The sequence below is a fragment of the Actinokineospora guangxiensis genome (assembly GCF_042657845.1).
GTDB classification, from domain to species: Bacteria; Actinomycetota; Actinomycetes; order Mycobacteriales; family Pseudonocardiaceae; genus Actinokineospora; species Actinokineospora guangxiensis.
The window spans coordinates 79,107-94,386 of record NZ_JBHSKF010000012.1; the positions used below are offsets into that span (position 1 = coordinate 79,107).

The following is a 15,280-nucleotide window of genomic DNA, read 5'->3' on the forward strand; positions in this document are numbered from 1 at the left end:
AACCGAAGGGCCCGGCACGGTGACGTGCCGGGCCCTTGTCGTCCTGGCCGAGCTGTCGTCCGTGCGGCGCTATACATGAAAAGTTCTCGCGAGTACCGTCTGGTGGACGCACCGGTGCGCGAGGAGGCCCCTGCCATGCCCCGATCCCGCTCCCTGATCCTCGGCTTGGCGGTGCTGGCCGCCCTCGGCGCCGTCACCGCCCCCGCCGCGCAGAGCGATCCCGCCCCCGGCGCGGACGTCGGCGTCGTCGGCAGGCCGTTCCAGGGCACCCGCCCGGACGGGACCGTCTCGGGGTTCCTCGACGCCCACAACCACGTCATGGCCGATGTGGCCTTCGGCGGCAACCTGATCTGCGGCGACGTCCACCACCCCGATGGCCCCGCCGCCGCCCTGACCGACTGCCACGACCACCACCCGCACGGCGAACTCGCGTGGTTCGAGAACTTCACCCGGCACCGCTCCCCGATCGGCACCCATGACCCCGTCGGCTACCCGACCTTCGCCGACTGGCCCGCGCACGACTCACTCACCCACCAGGCCGCCTACTACAAGTGGATCGAGCGGGCCTGGCGCGGCGGGCTGCGGCTGATGGTCAACCACCTCGTCGCCAACCGTCAGCTCTGCGAGATCTACCCGCTCAAGAGCCAGCCGTGCGGCGAGATGGACTCCATCCGCCTGCAGGCCAGGATGATGAACGACCTCGTGGCCTTCGTGGACCGGGAGAACGGCGGTCCCGGCCGGGGCTGGCTGCGGATCGTGCGGAGCGAGGCCGAGGCGCGGCAGGTCATCGAGGGCGGCAGGCTCGCGGTGCTGCTGGGCGTGGAGACCTCGGAGCCGTTCGGGTGCAGGCAGGTGCTCGGTGTGCCGCTGTGCACGCGGGCCTCGATCGACCGCGGCCTGGACGAGATGCACGCGCTCGGCGTGCGCTCGATGTTCGTCTGCCACAAGTACGACAACGCGCTCTGCGGCGTGCGGTTCGACTCCGACACCCAGGGCGTCATCGTCAACGCGGGCAACTTCCTCGGCACCGGCCGGTTCTGGCAGGCGCGCACGTGCACCGGCGAGCTGTCGGACAACACCGCCACCCCCGCGGGCGTCATCCCCGACCCGATCGCGCCGCTGATCCCGCCGCTGCCGGTCTACCCGCCTGCCCCGCACTGCAATATCCACGGCCTGACCGCGCTCGGCGAGCACATGGTGCGCGGCATGATGGCCCGCGGCATGGTCATCGAGCTGGACCACATGAGCGTCAAGGCCGCGACCCGCACGCTCGACATCCTGGAGCAGGCCGACTACCCGGGCGTGGTGTCCTCGCACAGCTGGTCGGACCCGAAGCTGTTCCCGCGCATCTACGCCCTCGGCGGCATGGTCTCGCAGTACGGCCACGGCGCGACCCAGTTCACCGAGGAGTGGCGGCGCAGCGAGCCGATCCGCGACCAGCAGGGCGTGTCCGGCTACGGGTTCGGCATCGACGCCAACGGCATCGGTGGCCTGCCCGGCCCGCGCGGCGGCGGCGACCCGGTCACCTACCCGTTCACCTCCGCCGACGGCTCCGTCACCGTCCAGAAGTACACGATGGCGCAGCGCACCTGGGACATGAACACCGACGGCATGGCGCACTACGGCCTGATGCCGGACTGGATCGAGGACATCCGCAAGGTGGGCGGCGACGAGATCGTCGACGACCTGCTCGGCGGCGCGGAGGCCTACCTGCGCACCTGGGGAGCGGCCGAGGCCCACACCTGAAACACGGCCTAGACCAGCAGACGCCCGATCATCCAGGCGATGTCGTCGGCGGTGTCCGCCGGACCCGCCGAGGGCTGCATCACGTGGCTGAGCACGGTCCGCACCAGGACATCGATCACCACGGCGCGCTCCCGCTCGGACATCGGGACGCTGTGGGCGTCCATGCGCGCGGACACGACGGCCTTGGCCTGGTTGAGCAGCGCCTCGGCGTGGGTGGTCAGCAGGGGCAGCAGGTCGGTCTCGGCACCGTGCGACGCGGACACGATGGCGTGCAGCAGCACGTTGTCCTCAGCGAGTTCCAGCACCCCGCGCACGGCGCCGCGGACCGCGTCGACCGGCGAGTCGGGGTGGGCGTCGAAGGCGTCCTCGACCGCGGCGAGGAAGCGGGCCAGCTCGGCGCCGATCATCGCCGCGGCGAGGGCGGGCTTGGACCCGACCTCGTTGTAGACGGTCTGCCGGGACACGCCCACGGCCTCGGCCAGGCGCGACATCGTCACCGCCGACCACCCCTCGCTCGCGGTGAGTTCGATGGCGGCGGCCACCACCTTGGGGCCGACGCGTCCGGCCGCTGCTTCCGTCACGGCCGCCATCCTAGGCGGGGGTCAGGCAGGGGCGAGCGCGGTGAAGTCGACCTTCTCCCGGACTCCGCAGTCCGGGCAGCACCAGGTGTCCGGGACGGCCGACCACGGCGTTCCCGGCGCGAAGCCCTCGCGCGGCTCGCCCGCGGCCTGCCGGTAGACGTAGCCGCACTCCGGACAGCGGGCGTCACCCCGCTCCACGACCTGCAGCCGCTCGACGGGGGTGTCCTGGACACCGCGCCCGGGGGCGGGGTAGCGCGCGAGGACGCCGGCACGCTTGGTTGGCTGGATGTTGGCGCGGCTCATGTCGCCGTCGAAGTGCGCGAGCACCCTGGGGTCCATGACGCGCCGCCACAGGGGCGGCACCAGCGCCAGCACGATCATCCCGGCGTACCCGGTGGGCAGCACCGGGGACTCCGGGAAGTCGCGCAGTGTCTGGTAGCGGCGGACCGGATGCGCGTGGTGGTCGCTGTGCCGCTGGAGGTGGTAGAGCAGAACGTTGGTGGCGACGTTGTTGGAGTTCCAGCTGTGGCTGGGGTTGACCCGCTCGTATCGGTCGCGGTCAGATCCACTGACCTTCCGACGCAGCATCCCGTAGTGCTCCATGTAGTTGACGATCTCCAGCAGCGAGAAGCCGACGACTGCCTGGACGAGCAGGTAGGGCAGGATTCCCGGGCCGAGCCAGGCGACCATCGCGCCCCAGAGGACCAGCGACATCAGCCACGCGTTGAGCACGTCGTTGCCGATGCGGTAGGGGTGCCTGCCGCGGCGGGCGTACCGCTTGCGCTCCAGTCGCCACGCGCTGCCCAGCGAGCCCGCGACCGTGCGCGGCCAGAACCGGTAGAAGCTCTCCCCCACCCGGCTGCTGGCCGGGTCCTCGGGGGTGGCGACGCGCACGTGGTGGCCTCGGTTGTGCTCGATGTGGAAGTGGCCGTAGAAGCTCTGGGCCAGGGCCACCTTGGACAGCCAGCGCTCGTGGCTCTCCTTCTTGTGGCCGAGTTCGTGGGCGGTGTTGATGCCGATACCGCCCACGACCCCGACGGTCACCGCGAGCCCGACCTTGTCGGCGACGCCGAGGTCCCCGGTGGCGATCACCCAGAACGCGAAGGCGAACCCCGCGTACTGGACGGGCAGGTAGAGGTAGGTGATCCAGCGGTAGTACCGGTCGTTCTCCAGGGCATCGATCATGTCCTCGGGCGGGTTGCTCCGGTCGAGCCCGGCAACGAGGTCGATGGCGGGCACCACCACCAGCACGACGAACGGCCCCAGCCACAGCGCCCCGCCCCAGCCGGTCGCGTCGTGCAGCCCGATCGCGCCGAAGACGAGCAGGGGCACCACAAGCCCGATCAACCAGAGGTACCGCTTCCCGTCAGTCCACCGCTCGGCCATGAGCCACCTCCTGTGACCGACGGTAACGCCTAACCGACTCGCTTGACAAGACGCTGAGCAATGTAAAGCACTGGCCCGCTCGGGCCTGGCTCGCGACGATGGGCCCATGGACGTGTTCCTGGAGACAGAGCGCCTGCGGCTGCGCCGCTTCACCGAGGCCGACCTCGACGACCTGGTCGACCTCGACGGCGACCCCGAGGTCATGCGCCACATCACCGGCGGCAGGTCCACCACCCGCGAGCAGATGCGCGAGGAGTTCCTCCCCGCTTGGTTCGCCTACTACGAGCGCTACCCGGCCTTCGGCTTCTGGGCGGCCGAGGACCGCGGCGGCCGGTTCCTCGGCTGGTTCCACTTCCGCCCGGTCCAGGGCCGCGAAGGCGTCGAACTCGGCTACCGCCTCAAGCGCTCGGCCTGGGGGCGGGGACTGGCGACCGAGGGCTCGCGGGCACTCATCGCCAAGGGCTTCACCGACTTGGGCGTGGACCGCGTCTTCGCCGAGACGATGACCGTCAACACCGGCTCCCGGCGGGTGATGGAGAAGTCGGGCCTGCGCTTCGTGCGCACCTTCTTCGCCGAGTGGCCCGAGTCCATCCCCGGCGACGAGCACGGCGACGTCGAGTACGCGCTGACCAAGGCCGAGTGGCTGGCCGGATGACGGCCCGCCCGCCCGTCCCCGCTGCGCTCGGGGCCGGACGGGCGGGCCAGGTCCGCGTTCCCCCGCCCCGCACGCGGCGAGGGGACGCGGGCCGGTCGCGGGGCGGTCAGCGGCCCGCCGTGCCGAAGACCTCCAGCTCCCACAGCGAGTAGCCCCACTGGGTTCCGCGCTGGGTGCCGTAGACCCTCAGGTAGCGGCCCTGGCCGTTGAGCCCGGTCCACTCGTCCACGCCGCCGTTGCCCGCGGTCTCGTCGACCAGTCTGGTCCAGTTCGAGCCGTCGCTGGAGATCTCGACGCGGTAGGCCCTGGCGTGGGCGACCTCCCAGGTCAGCTTGACCCGCTTGACCGTCGCGCCCTGCCCCAGGTCGACCCTGATCCACTGCGGGTCGACGTACTCGGTGCTGGCCCAGCGCGTGCCGGTGTTGCCGTCGACGGCCTTGTCGGCGGTCAGCGTCGCGTTCTCCACTGAGGACGCCGTCGCGGGCTTGCCCCGGGAGATGAGCGCGTCCGGGTTCGGCGTGGGGGTGCCGCCCTCGCGGACGCGGTCCCTGATCCAGCGGCCCGCCTCCTTGAGCCTGCTCGTGCCCGTGAACGTGCCGCCCGGGCAGGTGCCCTCGGTGAAGACCGCGCCGCTGCGGTGGTCGTCGGAGAAGTTCCAGTTGGTCCAGCTGATCTGCTTGCTGGCCATCAGGTCCAGGTAGCGCTGCGCCATGGCGAAGTCGTTGGCGCCCTCGCCCGCGTAGTCCTGGGTGCCGAACTCGGTGACGAACATCGGGATGCGGTCGGCAGCGCGCGACAGCGCGTTCAGGTACGCCTCGCGGTGGGACGCCGCGTAGAAGTGGAAGGTGTACATGATGTTCTGCGCGTTGACCGGGTTGTTGACCACTTCGGACTCGGTCGCGCCCTCGGAGACCCCGAGCGAGGACCACGCCCGAGTGCCCACCAGGATCGGCGTCTCCGGGTCGGTGCGCCGGATGACCGGGATCAGCTCCTCGGCGTAGCCCTTGATCCGCGACCAGCTGACGCCGCTGGGCTCGTTGGCGATCTCGTAGAGCAGATTGCGGTTGCCGTTGTGGCGCCTGCCGATCTCGGTGAAGAACGTCTTGGCGCGCTCCAGGTTGTGGTACGGGTCGCCGGGGGACAGCATGTGCCAGTCCACGATCGCGTACATGCCGCGTTCGGTGACCTCGTTGATGACGTTGCTGACCCTGTTGGTGTATCCGGCCGGGTCGGTCTCGTAGCCGCCCTCCTGGATGTACATCGAGATGCGCACGACATCGGCGCCCCAGTCGCCCGCGAGGGCGTCGAGGGAGGCGTCGTTGACGCAGTCGCTGTACCACTGGATGCCGTGCGTGCTCATGCCGCGCAGCTGGACGGGCTGGCCGTTCTCGCCGCAGAGCTTGACGCCGCAGACCCGCAGCTGCCCATGGGCTTCCACGGGGGTCGCGGCCTGCGCGGCGGTCGAGACGACCACCGGGATCGAGACGGCCAGCAGGGGCAGGGCGAGCAGCGCCGCCCATCGTCGTCGGGACAAAGTCGATCTCCTCACAGGGGTCGGGAGGCCGAGCTAATTGTTAGATAACCTTCCTGTAATCAACTAGGCGTGTCAAGGTCTGGACCATTCCCGGACTCGCCGCTCCGCCGCCGGGTGGGCGCCTACCGCGTCCAAGGCGGACGGGGCGGCCCCGAGCACCGGCGGGGCGGTCACCACCCGGGTCCTCGCCAGCGGCGCGATGGCGGTCAGCCTGTCGTTGATCGCATTGTGCGGCAACGGGTCCCGGCTGCGCAGCACTCCCCCGCCGAGCACCACGTCGGCGGGTGATCCGGTGAGACCCAGCCTGGCGAGCGCGGCGGCGGCGAAGGTGGCGACCTCCTCTCCCTGCCCGCGCACGATGGCCCGAGCGGTCTCGTCCCCGTCGGCGGCGACGGCGAACACCACGGGAGCCAGCTCCCCCATCCGCGCGGCCAGGTCGCGGCCGAGGTGCACGCCGATGCCGACGTCCGTGGCGCTCGGGCATCCGAAGTGGACGGCCACGGCGGCCGACAGCGCGGTCGGCGCGCCTCGCCCGTCCCGGTCGGCCTGGCCGATGAGCGGGTGGGCCAGCAGCGCCCGGTAGACGCGCTCCGCGCCGACGTGCGCGACCAGACCGCGCAGCTCCGGCGTTAGCGGCGGCCCGGCCAGCGGCGCCGCCCCCGAACCGTCCACCCGGCAGGACACCTCGACCACCGCCGCGTCCGGCAGGCAGGCAGGCAGGCAGGCAGGCAGGCAGGCCAGGGTGCCCGCGTTGCGCACGTTGACCGCGTGCACCGCCGCCCGGCCTGCCCCCAGCAGCGAGTCCAGCAGCCCGACCGCGGCCTCGGAGTAGAACGCGCCGCCGCGTTCGCCGAGCAGGTCCGGTTTGCGGTCCAGCGCCGGGTCGCGGTACATCGCCAGCAGCTCGCGCTCGATCTCGGCGACCCGCGCGCCCCGGCTCGGCGCGGCGCGCTGCTCGGCGACGACCTCGTCGTGGCCGTAGAAGTAGCGCAGGTAGTAGGACGGCAGCGTCCTGGTGGAGTGCAGGACCTCCACCGGGACGCCCACCAGGTCGGCGAGTTCGCCGCCCCGGGCCCCCAGCAGCTCGGGCAGCCGGTCGACGCCGACGGTGGCCGCCCGTTCCCAGGTCAGGTGGTTCAGGCTGGCAACGCGTGGCGGCGCAAGGGGAACCTCCAGCAGGGTGGGGACTACCCGCGGTCGAGCACGGCTTCTCGGACCGCGGCGAGGGTGGTGTCGATGGCGCCGCGCAGCACCGGGTCGTCGGTGAGCGCGGTGGAGGCGACGGTGGTCTCCAGGACCGAGATCTCGCGCAGCGCGGCCCCGACGGCGGTGTGCAGCACCGCGCCGCCCGCCTGGCCGACCTCGCCCGCGAGCACGACCAGGGGCGGGTCGAGCACGGCGATGACGGCGGCGAGGCCGACGGCGATGCGCACCGCCAGCGCGTCGATGAACGCCGCGCACCCGCTCCGGCCCGCCTCCGCCGCCGCGGCGACGGCGAGGTGGCCGGTGTCGGCGACGATCCCGTGCTCGGCGGCGAGCGCGCGGATGGCTTCGCCGCTGACCAGGTCGTGGAAGTCGATGCGCTCCGCGGAGGGCAGGCCGACCGGCATGTAGCCGATCTCGCCCGCGCCGCCCCTGGCGCCGCGCAGCAGCGTGCCGCCGAGGTCGATCGCCAGGCCGAGCCCCTCTTCGCCCAGCCACAGCAGCGCGAACCCGTCCGCGTCGGCGGCGATCCCGTGGGCCCGCTCGGCGACAGCGGCGAGATTGACGTCGTTGTCGACGGCGAGGTCGGTGCGCAGCCGGGCGCGGATCTCCCCGACCAGCCCCGGCCGCGACCAGCCCGGCACGTCGACGTAGCGGATGACCTCGGCGTTCTCGTGGTAGGAGCCGGGAACGGCCAGGCGGACGTGCTCGACGCGGCGCACGGCCACCCTGGCCTGCTTCGCCGCGGCGGCCACGGCGGCGGCGACGGCGTCGACCGGGTCCACCCCCTCGACGGGGAGCTCGACCTGGGCGCGCACCTCGCCGTCGAGGTCGCAGACGGCGGCGGCCATGGTGGAGTCCTGGGCGCGCAGGGAGACCGCGACCCCGTAGGCGGCGTTGGGGTTGACGGCGTAGATGTCGGCGTTGGGCCCGCGGCCGCCGCTGGTGCGGCCGACGATCCTGGCGAGCCCGGCGTCCTGGAGCCTGCGCACGACGTCGGAGATGGTGGGCCGGGCCAGCCCGGTCAGGCCGCACAGGTCGCCGCGGGTCAGCGGGCCGCTCTCCAGCAGGTGCCCGAGCGCCGCCGCTTCGTTCAGCTCGCGCAGCATTCGCGACGATCCGGCCTGCTGGGTCATGGTGCGCAGCCCCTTTAATTAGGAAGTGTGTCTAATTAAAGAGCGACGATATGGCTGTGGCGGCGGCCCCGTCAAGGTGTCGTCCAGACCAATCCCGACCGCGCTCGCGGACAGCGGATGTCCGCAAGTGGTCCTACCGTCGGGCGATGAGCAGCATCGACTGGACCGTCCAACTGCACGAGCAGACCGACTGGATCTGGCGCCACCAGACCAGGCCGCGGCTTGCGGGACTGACCGACGAGGAGTACTTCTGGGAGCCCGTGCCCGGCTGCTGGAGCATCCGCCCGCGCGGCGAGACCACCGCCCCCATCACCGGCGGGACCGGCGATCACCAGATCGAGTTCGCCATCCCCGAGCCGGAGCCCGCCCCGGTGACCACCATCGCCTGGCGGCTGGGCCACCTCATCGTGGGCGTGCTCGGGATGCGGAACATGAACCACTTCGGCGGGCCGAGGATGGACTACTACGAGTTCGACTACGCCTCGACGGCGAAGGCGGCGCTGGAGCAGCTGGACGAGGCCTACGCGGGCTGGAGCGCGGGCGTGCGCGGACTGGACGCCGACGCGCTCGCCGCGCCCTGCGGACAGGCCGAGGCGCCCTTCGACAAGGAGCCGATGGCGATGCTCGTCCTGCACATCAACCGCGAGGTGATCCACCACTGCGCCGAGGTCGCCCTCCTGCGCGACCTGTACGGCGCGCGGGCCGCAGACCCGGCGAATCGGACAGGGCGGCGGTCGGATTAGATGATCACCGTCGCGCCCGCCCGGGGCGCGCTGCCCTGGAGGTCCCCATGAGCGCCGAAGCCCGCGACGTCGAGAAGGTGTACTCGAACGCGGAGGTCGTCGCGAAACTGCGCAGGCTCGCCGACGCGCTGGAGAGCGGCTCGCCCTTCCGCATCCAGATCGCGGGCGAGCGCGTCCGCGTGCCCGCGCGGGCCCAGTTCTCCATCGAGCACGAGCGCGGCGACGACGAGGAAGAGATCGAGTTCCAGCTCAAGTGGAGCCTGGGCGAGGAATCCGACGACGATGACGAGGATGACGACTCCGACGAGGCCGACGACGTCTGATCGCGGGCCTGACCGCCGGACCTATCGCTAGGCCGATCCCCGCAGCCGGATGCCGTGCGGGCGTTCGAGTTCCCGGTAGAGCCACACCGCGTCGAAGCGGTCGCGGCCGACCGCGATCGAGTTGGGCATCCGGCCGTACTCGGTGAAGCCGAGCGAGCGGTACAGCTCGATCGCCCGGGTGTTGTTGCCGCGCACCCGCATGTGGACCTGTTCCATGCCCGCCGAGCACGCGCCCGCGATCAGCCCGGCGGTGATGAGCCTGCCGAGCCCCCGGCCTTGGGCGCTCGGGTGCACGGTCACCTTCACCAGTTCGGCCCGGTACCGGAAGACCAGTTCGGGATCGCGCCGCCAGGTGCCGAACCCGATCAGCTCGCCGTCGACGGAGGCCGTGCACAGCGCGCCGTCGCGGTCAGCGACCGCGGCGAGCACGCCGGCCAACCACTGGTCGGTCTCCTCCCGGGTGGGCGGAGCGACCCAGCCGATCGCCCCACCGGCCGCCGTCGCGTCCCGGGCCACCCGGTGCACGGCGGCGGCGAGGTCATCGGTGTGCCCCGTCGGCCAGGCGAGGTCCACGCACACCTCCATCGTTCACGTACAGGAACGACAATCATAGAGGCGAACAGATCCGGGCGACAGGGTCAGCGGCCGGTCGCGGCGGTGATGACCCGGGTGAGCGCCGCATGCACCTCTTGCAGCTCGGCGACCTGCATTCCCAGCGCCTCGACCACGCGATAGGGGATCTTGAGGGCTTCCCGGCGCAGCTCGGCGCCGGACTCCGTCAGCTCGACGGACAGCTCGCGCTCGTCGGCCCGGTTGCGGGCGCGGGTCACGTAGCCGATCGACTCCAGGCGCTTGAGCATCGGGGAAAGCGTGGCGGACTCGGCGTGCAGGGCGTCGCACAGGTCGCGGACCGAGCGCGGCGAGCGCTCCCACAGGGCCAGCATCACCAGGTACTGGGGGTGGGTGAGCCCCAGCGGCTCCAACAGCGGCCGGTAGATCCCGATGACGGTCCGCGACGCCACCGACAGCGCGAAGCACACCTGCCGCTCCAGTGCCAGCGGGTCCTCCCCGAGGTCGACCGCCATGACGCACCCCACTCCCGCCAATTAGTTAGCACGCTAACGATTAGCATACTATGAACCTCGGAGGAGGTGGTCACCATGCGACCCAACCCGGTCCAGTGGCTCAAGTACGCGGTCGGCGGCAGGCTGCCCGAGCACCTGAACGCGTGGGTGCTGCACGACGTGACCTGCCGGACGTGGGTCCTGCGGCACGCGGCCAGGGCGACGGTGATCGTCGGACCGCTCGTCATCGCCTGCCTGCTGGTCCCCGGACCGATCGGCATCCGGCTGGCCATGGCCGGGATGGCGGTGATCATCGGCTACTACTTCTCGTTCTCCTACCTTGAGGAGAGCTGCGAGATGCGCGCCGCCCGCCACGGCCACGAGTACGGCGCCGCCCGCGCGGTCCGCGACGCGGGCAAGGCCGACATCCGCGCCGCCGCCGAGGCCCGCTACATCGCCGAGTACCGGACGACCCCGCCCGCACCCCCGACCGGGTCCGGCGACCGGGGGGCATGACTAGGGTGGCGCTGGTGAGCAGCATCCAGGAGCGCCTGTACCCCGACCTGCCGTGCTTCGGCTGCGGCCACGCCAACGAGGGCGGGCTGAAGCTGCGCAGCCACCCAAGCCCCGACGGCCCCGACGGCTTGGTCACCGCCGAGTTCCTGCCGTGGCCCGAGCACGACAACGGCCTTGGCTACCTCAACGGCGGCATCATCTGCACCGTCCTGGACTGCCACAGCGCCGCTGCGGTCATGCAGACCGCCGACACCCGCGGCTGGCACCCCCTCGGCGAGGCGAAGCTGTCCTACGTCACGGCGGGCCTGGACGTGCGCTACCTGCGCCCGTCTCCCCTGCGCGAGGCCGTCGAGCTGCGCGCCGAGGTCACGCAGGCCTCGGAAGCGGAGATGACGGTCGAGGTGTCCCTGTGGTGGGACGGCAAGCCCAGGGCCGAGGCCACCGCCCTGTGGAAGCGCTGGCGACCCCGCCCCTGACCCCGAGGGCCCGTGTCGAAGTCCCTAGGCGGGCACGACCTCATCAAGCTTGCCCGCCCGGATGTCGGCCACGAGCACCGCGAGCTGCTCCAGGCTCATCTGGATGCGCTGCCCGAAGTCGTCGGTGATCACGACCCGACGCTCATCGGGCGCCCCCGGGTCGAGGAACAGCTCCGGACACCCGCAGTTGCAGCTGCCGCAGAATGTGGCGACGTGGCGCAGTTCGGTCATTTCCGGGTCTCCCCTCCGATGGTGGCGGCCCGGCCGTGCGGCCAGGCCCCTCCTTCCCGCCGAGCAGACACCGACGCGGTGAACCGACCGCGACGGCGTACCCCAGGAGTCGCCCGCGGTCCACCGCCGGTTCCTCCCCGATCGGGTGATCCCCCGCGGGCTCACCACGACCAGCGGAATCCGAAGCACCCCGGCCCGAAGTCCAGCGCCACCCCGTGCACGGCCCCACTGGCGGGCACCGCCACCTCCCACACCCGCTCCTCCCCCACCGCCGTACGCGCGTACCGCTCGCACGCCACCGGGGGATCGGCGGTGTCGAAGCACACCTCCAGCACGTACTCCCGCACCGGCAACCGGAACTTCCGCTCGTAGTTCCCGTCAGCCGGATACGGCACCCGGTTCACCAGCTCGTGCTCGGTGATCACCGTCTCCCCCCTCCGCAACGGCGCGTCGAACACCAGCTCCGCGACCAGCAGCCCCTCCTCCTCGCTGACCACAACCCTGCCCAGCGAACACCCCCGAACCGCCCGCACCGACGGCAGCACCCGGTCGTGCTCGTCGAGATGCATGATCGCCACCCACCGATCCGGCCCGTCAGCCTCAGCCCGCAACACCTGCCGCGACCGGTACGCGTGCTCCCCCCTCCCCGCCCCCACCGTCACGACATCGTGCTGGCTGATGCGCGTGAGCCGCTCATCCCACCCCGAGTCAACCCCACCCACCAACTCCTCAACCCGCCGAGGCCACGGCCACAGATCCCCAATAGCCCCCCGCTCCCGTACCCTCCCCCGCCGCACCGGCGGCCGCAGCCGCCCCAGCAACACCCCCGCCTCCACCTCCAGAATCTCCTCAAGATGCCCCACCGCCACCACCGAAGCCCGCCGCTCCGGCGCACTTCGCCCCGTCTGCCAATAGCTCAAGGTCGCCAAACTCACCACAACCCCCCGCCGAGCCAGATGCTGCCGCACCCGCTCCAACGACAACCCCCGCCGAACAATGGCCGCCCGAAACGCCCCAGCGAAGCCTCCACCATCCTCACAGGACACAGAAGCCGACGTACCCATCCCCACTCCCCGCGTCGCCGTCACGGACCGAGAAGAGTAACCCCGCCTTCCACCGATCGGAAGCCCAACCGCCCCTCAAGTTAAGTGTTAACGAACGCTCCGCACTCCCACCCCATCGGACTCCGCCCACCCAACAGAACCACCGAACAACACCGCCGTCGGAACCGACTGAACAGTTAACCCTTCCACCCCAACAACTCCCCAACTTACCGTGCAACCACCCTGCAAGGTAATCGAGGAGTCCCATGCGATTGCGCGCCGCCCTAACCGCAGCCCTGGCCACAGCGACCTGCGCCACAGCCCTGGCCACCATCCACACCCCAGCCACAGCAGCCCCCACCGACCCCACCACCCTAGGAATAGCCCAAGCCCTGAACATCACCCCCGAACAAGCCACAACAGACCTAGTCAGCCAACGCCAAGCCCACTCCCTCTACCACTCCCTAACCCCGCTCCACCCCCACCTCGCCGGCCACTGGTTCAACCCCACCACCGGCAACCTGACCCTCGCGGTAACCACCCAGAAACACGCCGAAGCAGCCCGCGAAGCAGGCGCGGACGCCGTCATCGTCCCCCGCACCAAGGCTGAACTCACCCGCCTCGACACCGCCGTCCGAACCCTGATCGGCAAGGGCGTCCCCGGCGTCTTCGGCTGGGGCACCGACGTCCAGAACAACCAGATCCAGATCACCGTCAACACCACCGCCGCCACTTCCGCCACCCAGACCTTCCTCACCAAGGCCCGGGAACTCGGCCCCGGCGTGTCCATCTCCGAAACCACCACCCAACAGCGCAGGCAGGCCGGCACAGTCCAGCCGGGGAACCCGTGGTGGCCAGGCTCGGAAAGCGGCTGCTCCATCGGCTTCGCGACCACGGACTCCGCGGGCGGCAAACACTTCCTCACGGCGGGCCACTGCACCAACGACGTCAACCAGCCCGCCTACGGCCAGAGTGGACAGCAGAACCGCATCGGCACCTCCAACGTCGGCGGAACCCGCAGCGTCAACGGCCGCGAAGGCGACATGGGGGTCGTCGCCGTGACAGAGCCCGGCTGGACCCTGTCCGCCGCCGTCAACACCTGGGGCCAGCCCGCCGTCACCGTGACCGGCTCCGTCGAGGCGATGGTGGGTGACCGGGTCTGCCACTCGGGCAACACCTCGAAGTGGCAGTGCGGCGTCGTCAAGTACACGAACCGGGCCGTGGACTACGGGGGCGGCCTCGTCATCGAGGGCCTGACCTGGACGACCGCGTGCTCTCTCGGCGGCGACTCCGGCGGCGCGTGGATGCTCGGCGACAAGGCCGTCGGCCTGCACGAGGGCGGCCCGAGCCGCTGCGTGCAGAACCCGTCGGACGGTGAGCTGTCGCTGTTCCAGCCGGTCAACGAGGCCCTCAGGAAGTGGAACCTGACCCTCGTGACCGGCGGCGGAGGCGAGGACGACACCACCGCCCCGAGCACGCCCGCCAACCCGAGGTCGACCGGCAGCACCGGCTCCAGCGTGTCCCTGGCCTGGGACGCCGCCACCGACAACGTCGGCGTCACCGGCTACGAGGTCTACAACGGCTCCACCCTGGCGACCACCGTCGCGGGCACGAGCGCGACCGTTGACGGCCTGTCCGCCGACACGGCCTACACCTTCACCGTGCGGGCAAGGGACGCGGCAGGCAACCGGTCCGCGCCGAGCGCCGCGGTCAACGCCCGCACCCAGCCAGGAGGCGGTGGCGGCCGCACGTTCACCAACATCACCGACTACCCGATCCAGGACTTCCGGACAGCGGTCAGCCCGGTCCGCTCCACGGCGGCGGGTGCGGCGGCCCGACCCGTGACGGTCCTGGTCAACGCCACCCACTCCTGCTACGGCGACCTCAACATCACCCTGGTCTCCCCCACCGGCCGCTCCTACGCCCTGGCGCGCTGGCCCGGCGGCAACTACGCCTGCACCCCGTTCCCCGCGAACAAGACCTTCACGGTCACCCCGGCGGCCTCCGAGCCTGCCTCCGGCACCTGGACGCTCCGCATCGGCGACAACGGCCCTCGGGACACCGGCGTCCTGGACAGCTGGTCGGTGACGGTCTGACCTAAGTCGTGGTGGGGTCCTGGCATGGGCCCCACCACCGCTGTCAGTTCAGCACCACGATCGCCGCGTTCAACGCCGTGGCATACCCCACCCACACCAGGTACGGCACCAGCAGCCACGCCGCCGCCTTGTCCTTGCGCCAGAAGCGGGCGATCAGCACCCCGATGACCCCGAGCAGCAGGAGAATGTCCACCAACGCGATCGTGTAGAGGTCGGCGGCGAAGAACAACGGCGTCCACAGCCCGTTCAGCACCAACTGCACGGCGTAGAGCCCCAGCTCCGCCTTCGCCCCCGCCACCCCGTACCGGCGCCACACCAACCACCCCGACACCGCGATCATCACGTACAGCACGGTCCATACCGGACCGAACAGCCACGGCGGCGGCGCGAACGCGGGCAACTCCAGCGCCTGGTACTCCGTCTTCGCCGACATCGACGCCAGCGACCCGAGCACCGCCACGACCGCGACGGCGGCGACGAACACCACCAGCCCGAGTACGGGATTCACCTTCGGCCTGGACGCGATGGAAGCCATGCCCACACGGTA

17 protein-coding genes are annotated in these 15,280 nt (G+C 71.2%); 7 read left to right on the forward strand and 10 right to left on the reverse strand.

All coding sequences use genetic code 11. The features are described 5' to 3' along the window. Positions 1-135: 135 nt before the first annotated feature. On the forward strand, positions 136-1,746 hold the full coding sequence (locus tag ACFPM7_RS21715; protein WP_378249530.1) for an amidohydrolase family protein: 1,611 nt from the start codon (positions 136-138) through the stop codon (positions 1,744-1,746). An 8-nt stretch (positions 1,747-1,754) separates the two neighbouring features. Here the strand turns inward: ACFPM7_RS21715 and ACFPM7_RS21720 are convergent, their stop codons facing one another. Continuing rightward, the gene (locus tag ACFPM7_RS21720; protein ID WP_378249531.1) at positions 1,755-2,336 is read right to left on the reverse strand and encodes a TetR/AcrR family transcriptional regulator; all 582 of its coding nucleotides are present in this window, start codon (positions 2,334-2,336) and stop codon (positions 1,755-1,757) included. Positions 2,337-2,348: 12 nt separating this feature from the next. Next, on the reverse strand, positions 2,349-3,713 hold the full coding sequence (locus ACFPM7_RS21725; RefSeq protein WP_378249532.1) for a fatty acid desaturase: 1,365 nt from the start codon (positions 3,711-3,713) through the stop codon (positions 2,349-2,351). Between the two features lie 106 nt (positions 3,714-3,819). Between ACFPM7_RS21725 and ACFPM7_RS21730 the strand changes: the two genes are divergently transcribed. Further along, positions 3,820-4,368 (forward strand): GNAT family N-acetyltransferase, encoded by a 549-nt coding sequence (locus ACFPM7_RS21730; protein WP_378249533.1) that lies wholly within the window; start codon positions 3,820-3,822, stop codon positions 4,366-4,368. A 106-nt stretch (positions 4,369-4,474) separates the two neighbouring features. On the opposite strand, the gene ACFPM7_RS21735 is transcribed toward ACFPM7_RS21730, so the two are convergent. The 3 genes from ACFPM7_RS21735 to ACFPM7_RS21745 all read right to left on the reverse strand — a co-directional run bounded on the left by ACFPM7_RS21735 (position 4,475) and on the right by ACFPM7_RS21745 (position 8,241). Beyond that, entirely contained in the window at positions 4,475-5,902 is a 1,428-nt protein-coding gene (locus ACFPM7_RS21735; RefSeq protein ID WP_378249534.1) for a cellulase family glycosylhydrolase, read from the reverse strand. A 72-nt stretch (positions 5,903-5,974) separates the two neighbouring features. Next, positions 5,975-7,081 (reverse strand): family 4 glycosyl hydrolase, encoded by a 1,107-nt coding sequence (locus ACFPM7_RS21740; RefSeq protein ID WP_378249684.1) that lies wholly within the window; start codon positions 7,079-7,081, stop codon positions 5,975-5,977. 8 nt (positions 7,082-7,089) lie between these two features. Beyond that, entirely contained in the window at positions 7,090-8,241 is a 1,152-nt protein-coding gene (locus ACFPM7_RS21745) for an ROK family transcriptional regulator (protein ID WP_378249535.1), read from the reverse strand. 146 nt (positions 8,242-8,387) lie between these two features. Here ACFPM7_RS21745 and ACFPM7_RS21750 point away from each other — a divergent pair, with 146 nt between their 5' ends. Together ACFPM7_RS21750 and ACFPM7_RS21755 are read left to right on the forward strand one after the other, a co-directional pair. Further along, positions 8,388-8,984 (forward strand): DinB family protein, encoded by a 597-nt coding sequence (locus tag ACFPM7_RS21750; protein WP_378249536.1) that lies wholly within the window; start codon positions 8,388-8,390, stop codon positions 8,982-8,984. A 47-nt stretch (positions 8,985-9,031) separates the two neighbouring features. Next, a complete protein-coding gene (locus tag ACFPM7_RS21755; RefSeq protein WP_378249537.1) occupies positions 9,032-9,307 on the forward strand; it encodes an amphi-Trp domain-containing protein in 276 nt (91 codons plus the stop codon). A gap of 27 nt (positions 9,308-9,334) precedes the next feature. Here ACFPM7_RS21755 and ACFPM7_RS21760 read toward each other — a convergent pair whose 3' ends face one another. After that, a complete protein-coding gene (locus tag ACFPM7_RS21760; protein WP_378249538.1) occupies positions 9,335-9,880 on the reverse strand; it encodes a GNAT family N-acetyltransferase in 546 nt (181 codons plus the stop codon). 65 nt (positions 9,881-9,945) lie between these two features. Next, positions 9,946-10,392, reverse strand: coding sequence for a MarR family winged helix-turn-helix transcriptional regulator (locus ACFPM7_RS21765; protein WP_378249539.1), 447 nt, complete (start codon positions 10,390-10,392; stop codon positions 9,946-9,948). 75 nt (positions 10,393-10,467) lie between these two features. Here ACFPM7_RS21765 and ACFPM7_RS21770 point away from each other — a divergent pair, with 75 nt between their 5' ends. Both ACFPM7_RS21770 and ACFPM7_RS21775 read left to right on the forward strand, forming a co-directional pair. Beyond that, positions 10,468-10,887 (forward strand): DUF5313 family protein, encoded by a 420-nt coding sequence (locus ACFPM7_RS21770; protein WP_378249540.1) that lies wholly within the window; start codon positions 10,468-10,470, stop codon positions 10,885-10,887. A 14-nt stretch (positions 10,888-10,901) separates the two neighbouring features. Continuing rightward, positions 10,902-11,363, forward strand: a complete 462-nt coding sequence (locus ACFPM7_RS21775) for a PaaI family thioesterase (protein ID WP_378249541.1) — start codon at positions 10,902-10,904, stop codon at positions 11,361-11,363. A gap of 24 nt (positions 11,364-11,387) precedes the next feature. Here ACFPM7_RS21775 and ACFPM7_RS21780 read toward each other — a convergent pair whose 3' ends face one another. Both ACFPM7_RS21780 and ACFPM7_RS21785 read right to left on the reverse strand, forming a co-directional pair. Next, positions 11,388-11,594, reverse strand: coding sequence for a hypothetical protein (locus ACFPM7_RS21780; protein ID WP_378249542.1), 207 nt, complete (start codon positions 11,592-11,594; stop codon positions 11,388-11,390). A 161-nt stretch (positions 11,595-11,755) separates the two neighbouring features. Continuing rightward, positions 11,756-12,172 carry a hypothetical protein gene (locus ACFPM7_RS21785; RefSeq protein ID WP_378249543.1) on the reverse strand — a complete coding sequence of 139 codons (417 nt, stop codon included), beginning with the start codon at positions 12,170-12,172 and terminating at the stop codon, positions 11,756-11,758. A gap of 731 nt (positions 12,173-12,903) precedes the next feature. Here ACFPM7_RS21785 and ACFPM7_RS21790 point away from each other — a divergent pair. After that, positions 12,904-14,733: a proprotein convertase P-domain-containing protein gene (locus ACFPM7_RS21790; protein WP_378249544.1), complete on the forward strand. Its 1,830-nt coding sequence runs from the start codon at positions 12,904-12,906 to the stop codon at positions 14,731-14,733. 43 nt (positions 14,734-14,776) lie between these two features. Here ACFPM7_RS21790 and ACFPM7_RS21795 read toward each other — a convergent pair whose 3' ends face one another. After that, positions 14,777-15,268, reverse strand: coding sequence for a TspO/MBR family protein (locus tag ACFPM7_RS21795; protein ID WP_378249545.1), 492 nt, complete (start codon positions 15,266-15,268; stop codon positions 14,777-14,779). Between the last annotated feature and the right edge of the window lie 12 nt (positions 15,269-15,280).

Excerpts from the sequence above, each read along its gene's own strand:
- ACFPM7_RS21715 (WP_378249530.1), top strand. The coding sequence starts at position 136 with ATGCCCCGATCCCGCTCCCTGATCCTCGGCTTGGCGGTGCTGGCCGCC.
- ACFPM7_RS21720 (WP_378249531.1), bottom strand. The coding sequence starts at position 2,336 with ATGGCGGCCGTGACGGAAGCAGCGGCCGGACGCGTCGGCCCCAAGGTG.
- ACFPM7_RS21725 (WP_378249532.1), bottom strand. The coding sequence starts at position 3,713 with ATGGCCGAGCGGTGGACTGACGGGAAGCGGTACCTCTGGTTGATCGGG.
- ACFPM7_RS21730 (WP_378249533.1), top strand. The coding sequence starts at position 3,820 with ATGGACGTGTTCCTGGAGACAGAGCGCCTGCGGCTGCGCCGCTTCACC.
- ACFPM7_RS21745 (WP_378249535.1), bottom strand. The coding sequence starts at position 8,241 with ATGACCCAGCAGGCCGGATCGTCGCGAATGCTGCGCGAGCTGAACGAA.
- ACFPM7_RS21750 (WP_378249536.1), top strand. The coding sequence starts at position 8,388 with ATGAGCAGCATCGACTGGACCGTCCAACTGCACGAGCAGACCGACTGG.
- ACFPM7_RS21755 (WP_378249537.1), top strand. The coding sequence starts at position 9,032 with ATGAGCGCCGAAGCCCGCGACGTCGAGAAGGTGTACTCGAACGCGGAG.
- ACFPM7_RS21765 (WP_378249539.1), bottom strand. The coding sequence starts at position 10,392 with ATGGCGGTCGACCTCGGGGAGGACCCGCTGGCACTGGAGCGGCAGGTG.
- ACFPM7_RS21770 (WP_378249540.1), top strand. The coding sequence starts at position 10,468 with ATGCGACCCAACCCGGTCCAGTGGCTCAAGTACGCGGTCGGCGGCAGG.
- ACFPM7_RS21780 (WP_378249542.1), bottom strand. The coding sequence starts at position 11,594 with ATGACCGAACTGCGCCACGTCGCCACATTCTGCGGCAGCTGCAACTGC.
- ACFPM7_RS21790 (WP_378249544.1), top strand. The coding sequence starts at position 12,904 with ATGCGATTGCGCGCCGCCCTAACCGCAGCCCTGGCCACAGCGACCTGC.
- ACFPM7_RS21795 (WP_378249545.1), bottom strand. The coding sequence starts at position 15,268 with ATGGCTTCCATCGCGTCCAGGCCGAAGGTGAATCCCGTACTCGGGCTG.